General features: G+C 64.0%; 16 protein-coding genes. 7 read left to right on the top strand and 9 right to left on the bottom strand.

The window, feature by feature from the left end; all coding sequences use genetic code 11:
• The first annotated feature begins 33 nt into the window (after positions 1-33).
• From GSQ92_RS23680 to GSQ92_RS23665, 4 genes are all read left to right on the top strand, one after another.
• A complete protein-coding gene (locus tag GSQ92_RS23680; RefSeq protein WP_158805057.1) occupies positions 34-1,848 on the top strand; it encodes an acetolactate synthase 3 large subunit in 1,815 nt (604 codons plus the stop codon).
• Entirely contained in the window at positions 1,848-2,363 is a 516-nt protein-coding gene (ilvN, locus tag GSQ92_RS23675) for an acetolactate synthase small subunit (RefSeq protein ID WP_158805056.1), read from the top strand. The genes GSQ92_RS23680 and ilvN overlap by 1 nt, the downstream gene beginning before the upstream one ends.
• 190 nt (positions 2,364-2,553) lie before the next feature.
• Positions 2,554-3,573 (top strand): ketol-acid reductoisomerase, encoded by a 1,020-nt coding sequence (gene ilvC, locus GSQ92_RS23670; RefSeq protein WP_158805055.1) that lies wholly within the window; start codon positions 2,554-2,556, stop codon positions 3,571-3,573.
• Between the two features lie 106 nt (positions 3,574-3,679).
• Positions 3,680-5,077, top strand: coding sequence for a hypothetical protein (locus GSQ92_RS23665; protein WP_158805054.1), 1,398 nt, complete (start codon positions 3,680-3,682; stop codon positions 5,075-5,077).
• Between the two features lie 9 nt (positions 5,078-5,086).
• On the opposite strand, the gene GSQ92_RS23660 is transcribed toward GSQ92_RS23665, so the two are convergent.
• A protein-coding gene (locus tag GSQ92_RS23660; protein WP_254065840.1) for an IS5 family transposase occupies positions 5,087-5,841 on the bottom strand; the annotation gives its coding sequence in 2 pieces (ribosomal slippage) (positions 5,087-5,511 and positions 5,511-5,841; 756 coding nt in all).
• A gap of 73 nt (positions 5,842-5,914) precedes the next feature.
• Entirely contained in the window at positions 5,915-7,285 is a 1,371-nt protein-coding gene (locus tag GSQ92_RS23655) for a hypothetical protein (RefSeq protein WP_159014129.1), read from the bottom strand.
• 207 nt (positions 7,286-7,492) lie between these two features.
• Between GSQ92_RS23655 and GSQ92_RS23650 the strand changes: the two genes are divergently transcribed.
• On the top strand, positions 7,493-8,929 hold the full coding sequence (locus GSQ92_RS23650) for a hypothetical protein (protein ID WP_158805052.1): 1,437 nt from the start codon (positions 7,493-7,495) through the stop codon (positions 8,927-8,929).
• Here the strand turns inward: GSQ92_RS23650 and GSQ92_RS23645 are convergent.
• The 6 genes from GSQ92_RS23645 to GSQ92_RS23620 form a co-directional block, all read right to left on the bottom strand.
• Positions 8,926-9,870 (bottom strand): glycosyltransferase, encoded by a 945-nt coding sequence (locus GSQ92_RS23645; RefSeq protein WP_158805051.1) that lies wholly within the window; start codon positions 9,868-9,870, stop codon positions 8,926-8,928. The two genes, GSQ92_RS23650 and GSQ92_RS23645, sit on opposite strands and share 4 nt — an antisense overlap.
• Positions 9,867-10,919, bottom strand: a complete 1,053-nt coding sequence (locus GSQ92_RS23640; RefSeq protein ID WP_158805050.1) for a glycosyltransferase family 2 protein — start codon at positions 10,917-10,919, stop codon at positions 9,867-9,869. Before GSQ92_RS23640 ends, GSQ92_RS23645 begins: the two co-directional genes overlap by 4 nt.
• Positions 10,912-11,613, bottom strand: coding sequence for a hypothetical protein (locus GSQ92_RS23635; protein ID WP_254065839.1), 702 nt, complete (start codon positions 11,611-11,613; stop codon positions 10,912-10,914). The genes GSQ92_RS23640 and GSQ92_RS23635 overlap by 8 nt, the downstream gene beginning before the upstream one ends.
• Positions 11,606-13,192: a glycosyltransferase gene (locus tag GSQ92_RS23630; protein ID WP_158805048.1), complete on the bottom strand. Its 1,587-nt coding sequence runs from the start codon at positions 13,190-13,192 to the stop codon at positions 11,606-11,608. Before GSQ92_RS23630 ends, GSQ92_RS23635 begins: the two co-directional genes overlap by 8 nt.
• A gap of 409 nt (positions 13,193-13,601) precedes the next feature.
• Positions 13,602-13,829 carry a hypothetical protein gene (locus GSQ92_RS23625; protein ID WP_158805047.1) on the bottom strand — a complete coding sequence of 76 codons (228 nt, stop codon included), beginning with the start codon at positions 13,827-13,829 and terminating at the stop codon, positions 13,602-13,604.
• 2 nt (positions 13,830-13,831) lie between these two features.
• A complete protein-coding gene (locus GSQ92_RS23620) occupies positions 13,832-14,713 on the bottom strand; it encodes a TIGR01459 family HAD-type hydrolase (protein ID WP_158805046.1) in 882 nt (293 codons plus the stop codon).
• Between the two features lie 85 nt (positions 14,714-14,798).
• On the opposite strand from GSQ92_RS23620, the gene GSQ92_RS23615 reads away from it, so the two are divergent.
• Together GSQ92_RS23615 and GSQ92_RS23610 are read left to right on the top strand one after the other, a co-directional pair.
• A complete protein-coding gene (locus GSQ92_RS23615) occupies positions 14,799-15,008 on the top strand; it encodes a hypothetical protein (protein WP_158805045.1) in 210 nt (69 codons plus the stop codon).
• Between the two features lie 165 nt (positions 15,009-15,173).
• On the top strand, positions 15,174-15,437 hold the full coding sequence (locus GSQ92_RS23610) for a hypothetical protein (RefSeq protein WP_158805044.1): 264 nt from the start codon (positions 15,174-15,176) through the stop codon (positions 15,435-15,437).
• Positions 15,438-15,505: 68 nt separating this feature from the next.
• Here GSQ92_RS23610 and GSQ92_RS23605 read toward each other — a convergent pair whose 3' ends face one another.
• Positions 15,506-17,119, bottom strand: a complete 1,614-nt coding sequence (locus GSQ92_RS23605; RefSeq protein ID WP_158805043.1) for an inorganic phosphate transporter — start codon at positions 17,117-17,119, stop codon at positions 15,506-15,508.
• Between the last annotated feature and the right edge of the window lie 34 nt (positions 17,120-17,153).

The raw sequence follows: 17,153 nt of genomic DNA, 5'->3' as shown, positions 1-17,153 counted from the left end.
CCACCCTATTCCCGCCTAGGCAAGGACGCCGTTATGACCGCCACCCCGCACGCCGGCTCGACCGGCCCTTTCCCGAACGCAGACCTGGCACCGGGTGCCGAGGTCCTCCTGCGCGCGCTGAAGGAACAGGGCGTCGAGGTTATTTTCGGCTATCCGGGCGGCGCGGTGCTGCCGATCTATGACGCGATCTTCAAGCAGAACGCCATTCGCCATGTGCTGGTGCGCCATGAGCAGGCGGCGGTGCATGCGGCCGAAGGCTATGCCCGCAGCACCGGCCGCACCGGCTGCGTGCTGGTGACGAGCGGTCCCGGCGCCACCAATGCGGTGACGGGGCTGGTGGATGCGCTGATGGATTCCATCCCCGTCGTGTGCCTGACGGGCCAGGTGCCGACGCATCTGATCGGCAATGATGCGTTCCAGGAAGCCGATACCGTCGGCATCACCCGGCCGGCGACGAAGCACAACTACCTGGTCAAAAAGCCGGAAGACCTCGCCCGCGTGGTGCATGAGGCTTTCTATGTGGCCTCCAGCGGGCGGCCGGGCCCGGTGGTGGTCGATCTGCCGAAGGATATTCTGATCAACCCGGCGCCTTACGTTTCGGCATCTGCGAACGGCCACCGCAGCTACCGTCCGCGCACCGCGCCGGATGGCGAGCAGATCGCCCGCGCCGCTGCACTGATCCGGTCGGCGCATCGGCCGATGCTCTATACCGGCGGCGGCATCATCAATGCCGGGCCGGAGGCGTCCCGCCTGCTCACCCAGCTGGTGGCGGAGACTGGCATCCCCTGCACCAATACGCTGATGGGCCTCGGCGCCCTGCCGGCGAGCGATCCGCATTTCCTCGGAATGCTGGGGATGCACGGCACCTACGAGGCCAATATGGCCATGCATGGCTGCGACGTGCTCATCAATATCGGCGCCCGTTTCGATGACCGGGTAACGGGGCGGCTGAATGCCTTCAGCCCGAATTCCAAGAAGATCCACGCCGATATCGACGCCTCCAACATCAACAAGAATGTGGTGGTGGACGTGCCGATCGTGGGCGATGCGCGGCTGGTGCTGGAGGCGCTGCTGGCCGCGATCCGCAGTGACGGCGGCCCCGATCGGGAGGCGCTGGCGACGTGGTGGCGGCAGATCGATGGCTGGCGCGCTCGCGAAAGCCTGAAATTCGAGCAGTCGCGGGCCACGGGCGCGATCATCAAGCCGCAGCATGCGGTCCGGCGCCTCTATGAGCTGACGCAGCAGAGCGGCCGCGAGACCTTCATCACGACCGAGGTCGGCCAGCACCAGATGTGGGCCGCCCAGCATTTCGGCTTCGAGAAGCCGAATCACTGGATGACCAGCGGCGGCCTCGGCACCATGGGCTATGGGCTGCCGGCCGCGATGGGCGTGCAAGTGGCTCATCCCGACGCACTGGTGATCGATATCGCGGGCGAAGCCTCCATCCTCATGAATATCCAGGAGATGGCGACAGTCGCGCAGTATCGCCTGCCGGTGAAGGTATTCATCCTGAACAACCAGTACATGGGCATGGTGCGGCAGTGGCAGGAGCTGCTGCATGGCGGCCGCTATTCCGAAAGCTACAGCGAGGCGCTGCCGGATTTCGTGAAGCTCGCGGACGCTTTCCACGGCGTGGGGATGCGCGCGAATACGATCGACGATCTCGACCGGGTAATCCTGGAAATGATCGCCTGCGACAAGGCGGTGATCGCGGATATCGCGGTGGATCAGGGCGAGAACGTCTATCCGATGATCCCCTCGGGCGCCGCCCATAACGAGATGCTGCTGGGGCCCGACAAGAACCGCGACAATGCCGAAGTTACCAATGCGGGCATGGTGCTGGTCTGATGCTCGGCGAGACCGGGGCCTTGCGCTCCGCCACCATCGCCGTGCTGGTTGAGAACGAGGCCGGCGTGCTGGCGCGCGTGATCGGGCTGTTCTCGGGGCGCGGCTACAATATCGACAGCCTCACGGTCGCACCGATCGACGACAAGGGCCGCAGCCGCATCACTGTGGTGACGCGTGGCACCGAGCAGGTCATCGAGCAGATCAAGGCGCAGCTCAGCCGGATTGTTCCTGTGCATAAGGTCGCCGACCTTACCGTCGAGGGTCCGCATGTCGCGCGGGAACTGGCGCTGATCAAGGTCGTCAGCCGAGGTGAGCCGCGCATGGAGGCGCTGCGGATCGCCGAGGCGTTCCGCGCCAAAATCGTCGATACCTCGATCGAGAGTTTCGTCTTCGAGCTGACCGGCGCGACGGAGAAGATCGACGCATTCCTCGACCTCATGCGCCCGCTCGGCCTCGTCGAGCTATCCCGCAGCGGCATCGCCGCGATCGCTCGCGGCACGCGGACGATCGAGTAGTGCGCCTTTACGTGGTCAACTCCACCACCATCGTCATGCTCGGCGCAGGCCGAGCATCCACGCCTTGCTTGCCCGACGAAGAAGGCGTGGATGGCACGCCTTCGCGTGCCATGACGGATGTACACGCCCCACCGCCTAGCCTAGCCTGACCTCGCCTTAAACTTTCTAGACGCCACAAGGAGAACGCATCATGCGTGTCTATTACGATCGCGACGCCGACGTGAACCTGATCAAGGGCAAGAAGGTCGCGATCATCGGCTTTGGCAGCCAGGGCCATGCCCATGCGCTGAACCTCAAGGACAGCGGCCAGAAGGACATCGTCATCGGACTGCGCCCAGGCTCGGCTGGCGTCGCCAAGGCCGAGGCAGCAGGCTTCAAGGTCATGGACCCGGCCGAGGCCGCCAAATGGGCCGATGTCGTCATGGTGCTGACGCCCGACGAGGGCCAGGGCGATCTCTATCGCGATAAGCTGGCACCGAACATGAAGGAAGGCGCGGCGCTCGCCTTCGCGCATGGGCTGAACGTCCATTTCAACCTGCTCGATCCGCGCCCCGATATCGATGTCTTCATGATCGCGCCGAAAGGCCCCGGCCACACGGTGCGCAGCGAGTATCAGAAGGGCGGCGGCGTGCCGAGCCTGGTGGCGGTGGCACAGAATCCGTCCGGCAATGCGCTGGAAATCGCGCTCTCCTACGCCAGCGGCATCGGCGGCGGCCGCGCCGGCATCATCGAGACGACCTTCAAGGAAGAATGCGAAACCGATCTGTTCGGCGAGCAGGTCGTGCTCTGCGGCGGGTTGGTCGAGCTCATCAAGGCGGGTTTCGAGACGCTGGTGGAAGCCGGCTACGCCCCCGAGATGGCCTATTTCGAGTGCCTGCACGAGGTGAAGCTGATCGTCGACCTCATCTATGAGGGCGGCATCGCCAACATGAACTACTCGATCAGCAACACCGCCGAATACGGCGAATACGTTACGGGTCCGCGCATCATCAATGCCGAGACCAAGGCCGAGATGAAGCGGGTGCTGGACGATATCCAGTCCGGCCGTTTCGCGCGTGACTGGATGCTGGAAAACCGCGTCAACCAGTCGAGCTTCAAGGCGACCCGCCGCCGCCTCGCCGAGCATCCGATCGAGGAAGTGGGCGCCAAGCTGCGCGAGATGATGCCCTGGATCAAAAAGGGCGCGCTGGTCGACAAGACCAAGAACTAACTTTCGTTACGGTGGACGGCGCGCGCGGGCGAGCCGTCCAGGAGTTTTCTCACGCGGTTGTAGCCTGACTTCATATTGCGATCTCGATCCGTTACGATAGTTTATCGTGATGGATCGAATCCTGCTTCTAAGCTATCGACAAATTTCGCTCGAAGCCTTCGGCTGGGTGTGTCTCGCGGCGGGCCTCGGCCTGCTCTTTGCGGCGCAGATCGATGCCGGGATAGCGCTGCGTGGCCTCTATGCCGATGGCGTCTTCTATGCGGCGCGCATCTATGCCCATGGCGCCATGGCGATCGTCGAACCGTCCCGCTGGACAGCACAATTCATCATGCAGGCGCCGGTCGCGGCAGGGATGGCTTTCGGGCTGGATAGCCCGCGCGGCGTGGCTTTGCTGTTCAGCCTCTCGACCAATCTGGTGCCACTGCTCCTGACCGCGACGTGTTTCTGGCTGCTGCCCAAAACTGAGCGGCGGTTCTTCCTATTCCCGGTCTTCGTCTTCCTCGGCGGCTCGATGGGTTCGGCCTTCGCGAGCGTCGCGGACGGCGCGACGGCAGCCGCCTACGCCTGGGTGCTGTTCTTCCTCCTGCGTTTTGCGCCGCTCACCCCCGGTCACGCGGCGGCGATCCTTGTGTTGAGCCTGGGCGCGCTTCGGCTGCATGAGGCGATGGCCTATCTCGGACCGATCCTGACAGCGACCTGCCTGCGCCGCCGCAAGCTTGTCGGCACGCCCTATGAGCGAGGACTGCTGGTCGTGGCGGCTTTGCTGGCGCTGTCGAGTGCGGTCGAACTGGGCTACATCCTGCTTCCCCATACGCCGGGCAACCGAGCAAGCTTCGTGAGCGATGTGCTGTCGCTGCGATGGTTTTTCGCGACCGAGCAGGGTCTCAATGTTCCGGCCTTGTTGGGCCTTTTGGGTCTCGCCGCTGTCGCGCTGGCGTCCTGGCGGCCGTCGCGGTGGTTTGGAGTGCTGGCTTTTGCGATCGCGGCGACGGGTGCGTCCGTGGCCGTCGCGGCAGGCGAATTGCCGGCGGCGCCCGCCGCCGCCTTTGCCGCCCGCAACAACGGTGCCTTGCTCAGCCTGCCGGCGATGGGGCTTTGCCTGGTATTGGCGAATCACCCCGGGCGGTGGCCGACGAGCCTCGCCTTCCCGCTCCTTTTAGGCGCGATGCTCGCTCTCGCTCTCGCCGTGATCGACTTTCGTGCCACACGCGATTGGCGCGGTTATATCAGCGGCTTCGAGACCGCGCTGCGGACGGAGCGCGGCGTGGTGCCGCTTGCCCAGTTGGTGAGGCGGCTCCCGCCCAAGCAGGCCGAGGCCATCGCTCGCTTCTCCTGGCCCTGGACCAGCGGGCTGATGAGCCTGGTGCTGGCGCCGCAGCCCAAGATTCACACCCTCATCGCGAGCCCCTTTACCGGCGGCTGGGAGCCGATGGATCCCTATCGTCCGGGCACTTGGCCATCACCCTTCCAGTCGCGCGCGGCGGCGGGTGGGTGTGCCAGCTAGGGTCCGGACTCATAACCAAAAGCTGACGGTTGCGGCGAGGTAGATAGCGCTGATGAAATTGGCTGCGAGTTTGTCGTAGCGGGTCGCGATCCGGCGATAGTCCTTCAAGCGACAGTACATGCGCTCGATGGCGTTGCGGCCGCGGTAGAGCACGGGGCTAAAGCAACTCTTCCATCGGCGGGTGCGCTTGGATGGAATGTTCGGAACCGCACCCTGGTTCTCGATCTGCTGACGAACGGCGTTGGTGTCATAGGCCCGGTCGGCCATGACCAGAGTGGATGGGGCAAGGCCCCGCAGCAGGCTTTCGGCCGCGCGGCAGTCCGCTGCCTGTCCGCCCGTCAGCAGGAACGCCAGCGGCCACCCCTGGCCATCGCTTAGCGCGTGGATCTTGGTCGTGCGTCCGTCTCGGCTGATGCCCAGTGCGTGGGCGCTGAAGCCCCTTTTCCTCCAGCAGCACAGCGGTGCGCTTTCACGTGGGTGCTGTCGAGCAGTACCTCGGCAGGTGGGCCACCAGCGGCGGCCAAGGTCTCGAATAGCTGCCGCCAGATGCCTTTGGCCGACCACCGCACGAAGCGATTGTAGAGCGTCTTGCGCGGGCCATACTCGGCCGGTACGTCGATCCACCGCCCGCCCGATTGAAGCGCCACCACGATGCCGCTGATCACTCGTCGATCATCGACCCGGGCCGCACCACGCGGCTTGTTCGGCAGCAGCGGCGACAACCGCTCCCACTGAGCATCGCTCAACCAAAACCCTTGCGCCATCATCCTCTCCCCTCAGCAGGAAAGGGTGGATCACAGCGCCCGCGTCGCTCCAACAACTTTATGGGTCCGGAGCCTAGGGCGCTGATCGAGCGTCGGCGCATGCCGCGGATTGGTGATCCGGCGGCAGGAGGTAGACGTATTTAATGCCCGGGATCGCGGGCATGGTTCGCGGATCGGCGGGGTTGTAGGGCTGCCAGCTCGATGGCCGCGGGTTGGCAATAATCGATCTCACGCAGTGGCGCGGCAGGACGAGAAGGCTGAGATCCGGGTTGGTCCAGGGCCAGACCATCATCGCGGAGAGTTTCGCGTCTCGCGACCCCGGTGGCATCAGCATCCGCGACCAGGGGATGACTCCCGTCTCGGCCGCCAATCTTTGAGCGAAAGCCTCGCGGAAGGTGTCCCACTTTACAGTCGCGGAGACGTGCCAAAGGCTGACGGCGAGACCCAATGCCATCACGATGCCGCCCAGCGGCGCCGTGAATAGCCGATCGGCAAGCATCGGATGACGCCGCGCGACGAGCAGGAGGATCATGAGAACCAAGGAAATGAAGGCGGCGTTGTCCCGCGCGAAGAACTGCGCCGCGGGGACAGTCAGCCAGTCGAACCGGAAGGCCGCGACGGAGAGCACCGCGGCGACCACCGTGAAGACGCCGAAGGCGGCGCCAGCCATTGCGGGGACCGCAATGGCTGGCAGCATGGCGAGCGCCGCCAGGATGCCGAGCAGAGCCGGCAGGTTCACGCCGGCTCCCGGCACGTAGAGCCAATGGAAGTGCAAGAAGTTCGAGGCAAAATCACCGGGTCCACCCGCATAGCGGGGAAAAACGACTCCGGCCGCCCCGATCGCGGCACCACCCAGCAACGCCACCGTCGCGACGACGAGGATGGCACGATCGAAGCGGCGCGATTCGGTCTTCAGACGAAAGTAGCTCGCCGCCGCGAGGATAGGGCCGAGAAACAGCACCTCCTCATGCAAGCGAAGCGTGCCGATCGAGAGCGACAGGATCGCGAGGGACCGGCATAGCGTGCTCCGCCCAAAGACGAGCAGGCACAGGAGCACCCAGAGATAGGCGGTCGCAACCAGCCCCTCCGTCACGCTCGCAAAGCCGGCGCTGAGCGTTCCGGCAAAGTAGACAAAGGCGGGGAAGACGAAAAAACGTCGGTCTAGCTTCGGCAGGATCGCCAGGCACTGCAGAAAGCCGAGACCAGGCAGCAGATTGGTGGAGAGGCTGAAGGCCAGCATCAGCCTATGCGTGCCGCGCACCCCCAGGCCCATCGCGGTCACCACGGGCAGTTGCAGGATAACGCTGCCGACCCAGCGCGCCGGCTGGAAAACATCGATGCCGCGAGACGCCAGGATCTGAGTGCCGAAGAAAGCCCCGTCCGCATAAAGGCCACGCAGAGTCATGGCCGCTTGAACCTGCACGGCCAATGCGAGGACAAACACGATCGTCAAACCATGACGACTGGGCCAAAGCGTTTTCGACCAGGATTCCACACCGATACTCCCTCGTCTCCATCCTGTGGATAGGCTGAGACTCTCGGCTTTGCCATATTGGTTTGAGCAATGGACAGGAGGAACTGGCGCAAGAGCAGCACCAAGTCTATTGGCATAGCCAGTGTGGGGGCTGGCCTGGCTTGGAGATGTGTTTTAATGGCTGACGATTTACATCCGGAGTGGCCGGATCCATTGAACGGCGACAATCTGGGCCGCCCAAAGACGTTCTTCTATGCCCTGATCATTGTGGCGTTTCTGCTAGTCGATTTTGTGCCGCGGTTCTTCCAGGGCGACTCCGTGTCCTATCTGACGACAGGACACAATGGCTGGATTCCGCCAGACCGTTCCTGGAGCTTCGGCTTCGCCGTCAACTATCTGTTGCGCCACAGCCACGGCTACAGTGCCTTTATCCTTATCCAGACGATCCTGCTCGGCGGCATCATCTGGGCAACGCGCCTGTTCTTCCGTGATTTCAGGTCCTGGCAGACGCTCTATGCCATCACCGCCGCAGTCGTCTGCCTGGATCCCGTCGTGGAAATCTACACCCGCTTCTTCATGACGGATTTTGCCTCTTTCGCCTGCTTCATGATCTTCCTCCTCGGCCTTCATTCGATCGTGACGCGGGGCTCAGCAATACGGACTGAGATGATCGGGTTGATGCTGGCGCTTGCGGCGGGTGTCGCGGCTGTATTCCTGCGGGTCGCCTATGCCCTGATCATGGAACTTACGGTGGTCTTGATCGCCGCTATGTGGTGCCTGCGGCTTTCGGCCCGGCAGTGGATTGAGCTGGCGCTCGCCGCCTCCATACCCTTCGTCGCGGTCGGCCTTCTCCTCGCGGCCAATAGTCTGGTATTCGCGCAGCGGTTCCACGGCGAGGTCTTTGCGACCAAATTGTCGGGAGTCTTCCTTGCCGGCGTCTTCGCGCCTGCTTTGCAGATCGCCGATTTCCGGCATGCCGGCCTAGAAGTGACGCCCGCCGAATTTCAAAGCCTCAAGCTTGGCGACTATGACAAGCGGGTCACACAGGTCTGGGGCCAGTCACCGGACGACTTGCAGCAGTTTCTCCGCGACAAGCTGAATGTTCACGAGGACTACACCGCTAAGGTCGATCACGCGGCGAGCGCGCTCGTTGAGAGCGCCTTCCTTCGCGATCCGCTGTCGCTGGCCATTGTCTATGCGCGGAGTTCCGAACTGTATTTGCAACCCGCCGAATGGCACCGGATGGTCTATGGCGAAATGGGGCTCTCGCGGCCACTGCCGGATGATTTTGTCAGCATGTTAAACAGCTATTCCGTTCCAAAGATCACCCCGGACATTACCAAGGTTCGTTCTCTTCTCATTCGATTCTACGATTTCGTATCCTTCGCCTACCCCGTGCAACTCGGCCTCGGGATATGCGCGGCGCTGTTGCTCCTTGTCCGCGAGCGGCGACGCCCCTGCGTCGTCGTCCTGAGTGCGGGGTTGCTCGCCGATCTCGCAGCGGCACCCCTCTACAGCAACTATTTGATCGCGCGTTATGTCCTTGCCGCCATCGTCATCAGCTACCTGCTGATCGGCCTCGCGGTTTTGAGCCTTGTACGACCCCGCGGTTAGTCTGATCGAAGACTAGCGGCTGAGATCGCGAGATAAGCCAGCCGTTTCGCTTCCTTGCGGCCGTGCTGCACTGAGTCCAGCACAAGGCCGCAGACGGCGGAAAGGCTGGCGACGCCCATCAGTGAGGCGGCGAGAACCGCAGTCGGCAGGCGCGGAACACGATCCGTGCGAATGAATTCGGACACCACGGGCAGCCCTAGCGCCAAAGCGAAGAGCACGAGAGCGGCGGCGCAGATCATGAAGAACCGCAGCGGCCGCTCGTCCTTCACGAGGGCGATGATGGTGCGCAGGATGCGCCAGCCGTCCCGGTACGTGTGGAGCTTGGAGGCTGAGCCGAGCGGGCGTTCACTATAGCTCGTCGGCACCTCGCCCACCGGCATGTCGAGTTCGAGGGCGTGGACGGTGAATTGAGTCTCGATCTCGAAGCCCGTCGAGAGTGCGGGAAATGATTTGATGAAGCGGCGGCTGAAGACGCGGTAGCCAGAGAGCATATCGGCGACGCCGCTGCCGAAGATCGCGCGCACCAGACCCGTCAGCAGCCGGTTGCCGAAGCGATGGCCGCGCCGGTAGCTTTCCTTCGCGGTCTCGATGCGCGTGCCGGTGACCATGTCGAGCTGCTGGTCCAGCAACAAGGCGATCATGGTGGAGGCATCGGCCGCGTCATAGGTGCCGTCGCCGTCGACAAGGACGTAGGCGTCGGCTTCGACATCGGCGAACATGCGGCAGACGACATAGCCTTTACCCTGGCGACGCTCGATCCGCACAGTGGCGCCGGCCGCCCGCGCGTGTTCCACCGTGTCGTCCGAGGAGTTATTGTCGTAGACATAGATCCGGGCGCCGGGCAGCGCGGACTGGAAATCGGCGACGACGCCACCGATGGTGATGGCCTCATTGTAGCAGGGAATGAGAACGGCGACGCGGAACTCGGCGAGAGACGTCACGCGCGGACGCCCCAATCCAGGAAACCCATGCGGCTGACGGGCAACTCTTCCGGCCTGCGAAAGATGGGAGGCTGAAACACTGCATCCGCAATGCCCTTGGCGCGGCAGAGGAAGAAGGCTGTGGAATAGGCTTCGTCGAGTTCCGCCTGCGTCGCCCCGGAAAGCGGGGGTGCCGAGGTTCCACGTTGAAGCATCATGCGGTCGAGGCTCGCCGCCCAGCGCAGGATGGCCGCGAAATCCGTCTTCACCTGCGGCCAGGTGACCAGCGCGCGGTCGATCTCACAATACTCCCGCACTTCCCGCGTACCGTGCAATGTCGCGAAGGCCCACTGCGAGCGGCCCTGCCGCATCGCGCGGCGGCAGAAATCGTCGAAGGTAAGTCCTCGGATCATCGTCGCTCGCGCGGAGGGCTCATAGACCACGCGCAGGCCGACCTTGTTGAGGCGCCAGGCCAGTTCAATGTCCTCGCAGCCGAAGCGAAAGATCGGGTTAAAGACACCATGGTCGATGAGCAGCGAGCGTTTACACGAACTCCGGCCGCCCCAGAATTCGCGGAAACTGAGCATCTGGCCCGGCTTCATCCAGCCATGAGAAAAGAGCTGGCCGCCGTTGCCGGTCACATGCCGCATGACTGGCAGCCGCGCTACCTCGGCTTCGAGATCCGTGTGACCGAGCACGGCGACATTGAAATCCGGATGACGAAGATGCGCGGCCAGATGACCAACGAGCAGATTGGGATCGGCGACATCATCATCATCGAGGAAGACCAGGATCGGCGCGCGGCTGAGGAAGATGCCCAGGTTCTTCGCCGCGGCGAGTCCGCTTTGCGACTGGCGCGCGATGCGCATCGGCAGTCGATTGGCCCAGGAACTAAGTACCGCCTGGGTCTCGTCCGTCGATCCGTCGTCGATGACGATGACCTCGAAGCGATCATGCCCGAGGCGTTGCGCGGCGAGAGCCGCCAGCACGCGCGGCAGAAGATGCGCACGATTGTAGGTGGTGAGCAGCGCCGAAATCTCAGGCGCTTCCGGCAACACCACCTCAGACATAGGTTTCGAGCACCGTGAAGGCGCGGTCTCTCGGCATGAAGGGATTGGTCGCGAGGACCTCGGACATTCCGCGGGCGGCTTCGTCGTAATTGTAGCCGGTGACCTGGCGGCGCATGCGATGGGCGATCGGCGTCGCATCCACGATGCCCATGCGCAGACCGGCTTTCTCCATGATCATCGGCCAGACGAAATCGAGGCCCCAACCCATGCCGCTTTCCTCGGCGACCGGCAGGATCAGCCGGGCTGCATCCCGACGGATCGCGGTGACTGGCCCGATCTCCACGAAGCGCGTGCGGCGAGCGAGCAAGCCGGAACTCTGCATCACGATCATATGGTCGATATAGCTATCCGTGGTGCGTGCCGGCTGGCACAGGGCAAAGTCGAACCGATCGGCGAAAGCAATGAAGTTATCGACAAAATACGGCGGCAGCTCGACATCGTCATCGACCAACAGGATCCAGTCGAAAGCCGCGGCATCGGCGATGAGTTCGTTGACGAGCAGGAACTTCGGCGTACGCCGCGTGCAAATGGAAACGGTAAAGGGCAGATCGCAATCATCCTGACCTTCGAGCGCAAGGGCGACCCATCTCTGTGTCACCCGATGCGCGCGACTGGTGGCGAACTCGTACACCAGATGCGAGGCGGTATTGGGCCGGCCGGCGAGGTAGATTCCAGCGACGAGAATATTAGCCACGCAGCACGCCATTGAGCCGTTCGCGGATCACATCCTCCGAGAGGGTTTGCTGGACGAGCGTCCTGCCTTCCCGTTGCAGCGCGGTCCAGAGATCGTCGTCTTGCAGCAGCCGCAGCACCTGCTCGGCAAAAGCCTCCGGCGTTTCGGCGACGAGGAGATGAACGCCGTCCTCCAGCTGCATGCCTTCGGCGCCGACCGGCGTGGCCACAACAGGCAGTCCATGCGCCAGGCTCTGCCCAACTTTGCCCTTCATCCCCGCGCCGAAGCGGAGCGGTGCCACGAAGACCCGCGAATTGTCGAGGTAAGGCGAGAGTTCGGGCACATAGCCAAGCACTTCGATATTGGGTTGCCTCGCCAGCGCCAGGATCTCGCTCGTCGGATTGGCGCCGACGATACGAAAGACCAGATCGGGTGCGGCGGCATGCAACAAAGGCCAGATTTCCGTGGCGAACCAGAGCACCGCGTCACCATTCGGCTGATGCCAGAAGCCGCCGACAAAGAGCAGGCCCTGGCGGCCCTCGGGACCGGGCGGGGTCCCGGACACCGTGAAGACGTTCGGCAATACCTCGACCACGGAGTCGGGCGCGAAATCGAGCAGCGCCGTGCGCTCCGCCGCCGTGACGGCGAATGTGAGGTCAGCGCTGCGGACGCAAGCGAGTTCCTGTTCCAGCATCACGCGCGCGTCCTGCCTCATGCCGTCGTCCTGCCGCAGCTCCGCCTCGCGATTCATGCGGAGATAGTGGAAGTCGACGGTGTCGAAGATAACTCTCGCCCAGGGGCAATGCAGGCGGATGATCGGGATGAATTCGGTCGCGACGATCGGGAAGCTCACCAGCGCGTGGCGGATGCGTGTGCCGGATTCATTCAGGAAAACGCGTGCCGCTTCGGTGCCGTAGATGAAGCGGGAGACACCAATGTCGCGCAGCGCGGTCTCGTAGCGCGCGATTCCCTCAGGCGTCGCGAGCGGGCCAGGCGACGCCTCCGCTGTGAGGAAGGAGCAGAATGTCACGTCCCAGCCCAGGCCGATGATCAGGCCGATGATGGTCTTCAAGCGGAGGCCGCCGCTTTGCTGGTCGAACAGGGGCAGGTAGTCCGCGACGACCAGAACGCCGCCTTGTTTCTCGGGCTCTGTGGAACTCCGGGTGCGCGCCGCGATACGCAGCGCTGGCTCGGGCTTGGCCACGCCCCGTCCGGGCGGCAGCGAAGTGCCGAACTTCAGGTTCGTGCGTTCCAGCATTTCTTCTGGGTTCAGCGCTGTGCCGCGACCAAGCATTGCGGACAGCGCCCGGAGCGGCGCGGTGACGCGCCAGGAGGTTGAACTATAAAGAGCCCTGATCAAAGCATCCTTCGCGGCGCCGCTCTCGCGCAATGCATGAAGCTCCAGTGCCGCAGCAAAGGGATCGGCAGCAGAGACAGGATGTGCGAGCGGCTGGCGTTGCGGCGACGCGCCGGAAAGCGCCACCTGGCGTGTCAATTCTTCGACTTCACCAACAAATTTGTTTCGCTCTCGGGTGAGTTGCGCGATCTCTCGGCGCAGCACAGCCTCGCGAATCTCCGAACCCGACGTTGAAGCTGGCATCACGGATTCCGTCGAAGGATGACCGGCGACGTCGCCGATTGTAACATCATCCGGCATCTGACCGCTTTCGACCTCGCACAGCCATCCCCTTCCACTGGCCACATCAAGGGGCCGCGACCGGCTGTCTGTCCTATTGCGACTTCCCTGTCCAGAAGGTTGCTGACCTGCACAGAGTGCGGGCTATCTAGTCGCCCTCGGCACAGGCATGGTCACTGCGGTGACATCGGGCTTGGCGCATTGGAAGCCGAAGGGCCGCCGCTGAACGCGGAGGCACCCGCTGGCAGCCCGCCATCCGGTTTAGCTGCCGTCGAGCCGTGGAATCCCATCTTCGCAAGGGAATCCGAATCACCACAACCAGCCAGGCCGAAGCCGACAAGTGCGGTCATAACGAAAAGTAAGGAGCGCATGTTCAATACCCCGGCGGACGGTAATAGGCCCCCGGTGGCGGGGGACGATAGGCAGGAGGCGGCGGCCGATAATAGGCGGGCGGGGGCGGCGCGCGATAGACCGGCGGTGGCACGCGATAAACCGGCGGTGGCGGTCTGTAGTAGTGCGGCGGTGGCGGCGGGTAGCAGGCGGTGACGACGCTCGCAACGAGCAGAGCCAAGCCCGCTTTCAGAAGTCGCGGCATGCGCATCGCTATCTCCCCTCAGTCGCCGAGCCAGAGCATGGTTGCGCTTCCGGCCAGATAAAGGCGGGTAGCACGACGTCCGGACTCGCACCAAAGCGCTTAATCTCGGCTTCCAGGCCGATCGCGTCCAGCGCCGCCGCGATGCCGGTCAAAACGAGCGCGCTCCGGCAGCTCTGCCGGGCGCCGCCCGCCACGTCATGCTCAACACTATCGCCCACCGCCCAGATGCGCGCCCGCGGCACACCGCCCAGGGTGGCGAAGGCTTCATCGTAAATCGCGCCGTGAGGCTTTCCGATCCAGATCACCGGGCCGCCCATCGCCTCATAGGCCTCGGCAATCGTGCCGGCGGCAGCGGCCTCGGCGCCACCCGGGAGAACCATGAGGCGGTCCGGGTTGGCACAGAGGCAGGGAATGCCGCGCCGAGCCGCAGGCAGCAGGCGCTCCCGGTAGTGATCGAGGCCAAGTCGGTCCGCCTCGCTGCCAAGCAGCAGGATGAGGTCAGCCTCGGCCGCGTCCTGGACGCGGAGCAGATCGAGGCCATTCAGGAGGTCCGGGCCATCACCGCGCGCCAGCACCAGGCAGCGGCGGGCGCCGCGCAGGCTCGGCGGCCGAGGCCCGGAGAGCATCCGCCACGCGACCTCACCCGAACTCAGAAAGCCGTCATACTGGCCGGGCGAAAGACCAAGCCTCGCCAGGCGCGCCGCATTGCGGGATGCGCGGCTGCCTGAATTAGAGAGAATGAGGACCCGCGCGCCAGATGCCCGCACTCGCCGCAGCGCCGCCGCAACGCCGGGATAGAGCGCCGCTCCATCATGCAGGGTGCCGAACTGATCGAGGAGGAAAGCATCCGCCTCGCCGATGATCGCACCGAGATCCTGGAGGCGCCTCATTCCTCGCCTATGACGATCTTGCGATTTGACCGCAAGGCGAAAGGCCCAACTTTCCGGGTTCATAAGCCGTTTGGGAGCCACTCCAATGAAGTCTCACCTCTGGATCGCCGCACCAGCGGCCTTCGCGCTGCTGTCGCTCGCCGCGTGTCAGGACAATGGCGTGACCGCGAAAGAACCGGCGCCGACTTCGCCCGTCCCGGGAGCCTCCCCGGCCGTCTCGGCGCCGACGAATCCGGTCACCGGCACGGTTCCGGGACCTAACTCGTCGGGCGCTTCACCGACCTCGCCTTCGTAACAATTGTTGGACGTGACACGGGTGTGCACGAACGCGTGAGATAAATGTTCTGGGAAACCAGAATGTTGACAGACGCTTTCGAGGCCTCAGATCGCCTTGCATGAATCGTCAATTGGTCCAGGCAATCCGGTCTCGGCCGAGGCGTCGTTCAAAGGAGGAATCGCAATGACATCCGCGCGCATCATGAAGGCCGCCGCCGCGGCGGCTCTGCTGCTTGGTCTTGCCGCCTGCAATGACACGGAAGGCACAACGGCCAAAGAGATACCGGCGACTGAACCGTCGCCCGCCGCATCGCCAGCCGCAGCGCAGCCGACCAACCCGGTGACCGGCACCGTTCCAGGAACCAACACTGTCGGTGCCGCGCCGGCGGCACCTGGCAGCGGCGGCTCATCCGGCGCCGGATCGGCGGGGGCTTCCGGCGGAACCTAGCCTGAGGTTTTTGGGCTTGAAAAAATGGGGCTGTCCGTTCGCGGGCAGCCCCTTGGCGTTCGGCGGCCTCAAAAAAGATGGCGGAAAATGTAGAACAGGCAGGCCGAGATGGTGATCGCGGCCGGCAATGTCAGAACCCAGGCCGCCCCCAGCGCCTTCACCGTGCCCCACTGCAGGCCCGAACCATTCGCCGCCATAGTGCCGGCGACGCCGCTCGAAAGGATATGCGTGGTTGAGACCGGCAGGCCGTAGGCTTCGGCGAGGCCGATGGTGCCCGCGGCGACGATCTCGGATGCGGCGCCTTGAGCATAAGTGAGGTGAGTCTTGCCGATCCGCTCGCCCACCGTCTTCACAATGCGCTTCCAGCCGACCATGGTGCCAAGACCAAGCGCGATGGCGACCGAAACCTTCACCCAAGTTGGTATGAACCGCGTGCCCTTTTCCAGGGCGCTCTTGTAGGATTTCAGGGTCGAGGCCTCCGGGCCAGAGACGGCACCCTTCTCCTTGCCGATGGCGGTGACGGCGCTGTCCGCCAGATACATGTCGTTGCGCATATTGGTGGTCTGCGCGGCGGGGACATGGCGAATGGCACCGTAGCTTTTCACCTGGTTGCGGATGTCATCGGTAATCACGCTGAGGGCGGCGAAAACCTGCGGCTGAACGACGTCCTTTCGATTGAGCGCATCGTCCACTAAGTGCCGCGCGGCTGAGGGATCGACCGCCGCCTGCCCGGCGGAGTGAGTCTTGAACACCTGAGACGCCTGCTCGCTGACCTTGAGAAAGCCCGGCGTGCTGCTTTCGGGAATAGTGCGGTTCAGCGCGAAGGCCGTCGGCGCGACGCCGATCAGGATGAGCATGATGAGGCCCATGCCCTTCTGCCCGTCGTTGCCGCCATGGGCGAAGGAGACGCTGGTGCAGGTCAGCACCAGGATACTCCTGATCCAAAGCGGCGGGGGCTTCTTCCCCTCCGGCGCGGTGTAGAGCGTCTTGTTCCGCACCAGGAATTTGAGGATCAACAAAAGCAACGCCGCCAGGATGAAACCGGCGATGGGGCTGAAGATGAGGCCCTTGAGCACGCCGATGGCGGCGCCCCACTGCACCCCGGCCGCCGCCTGGCCGCTCGGTGCCATGAGTTGGTTGGCGAGGCCGACGCCGATCACCGAGCCGATCAGCGCGTGGGAGGAGGAATTCGGCAGGCCCAGCCACCAGGTGCCGAGGTTCCAGATGATCGCCGCGATGAGCAGCGCGAAGATCATGGCGAAGCCGGAACCGCTGCCGACATTGAGCACGAGATCGGTCGGCAAAAGCGCGATGATGCTGTAGGCGACCGCGCCCGAGGAGGTGAGAACGCCGAGGAAATTCCATATCCCCGACCAGACCACCGCGACCGGCGCCGGCAGGCTATTGGTGTAGATGACGGTCGCCACCGCGTTCGCAGTGTCATGGAAGCCGTTTACGAACTCGAAGCCCAGCGCGATCAGCAGCGCCAGGCCGAGCAGCACGAAGGCGCCTATCGCGAGCGGCGACTGGCCGGTGTTGTTGATATCCGAGAGGAGGCCGTAAACGGCGTAGCCGATCCCGCAGACGAGCAGGAGGACGAAAACCGGTATGGTTGCCGGATGCGTATCATTGCTGAGATCGCGGCCAGCGGCGGGCGCGGAGCCCATCGTCGCGTCTGACATGCCAATTCCTTAGCTTCTGCGCGGCTCCATAGCC

Origin of the sequence: Acidisoma sp. S159, assembly GCF_009766125.1 — a bacterium.
Classification (GTDB): Bacteria; Pseudomonadota; Alphaproteobacteria; order Acetobacterales; family Acetobacteraceae; genus Acidisoma.
This window is presented reverse-complemented; position numbering and strand designations above follow the sequence as displayed.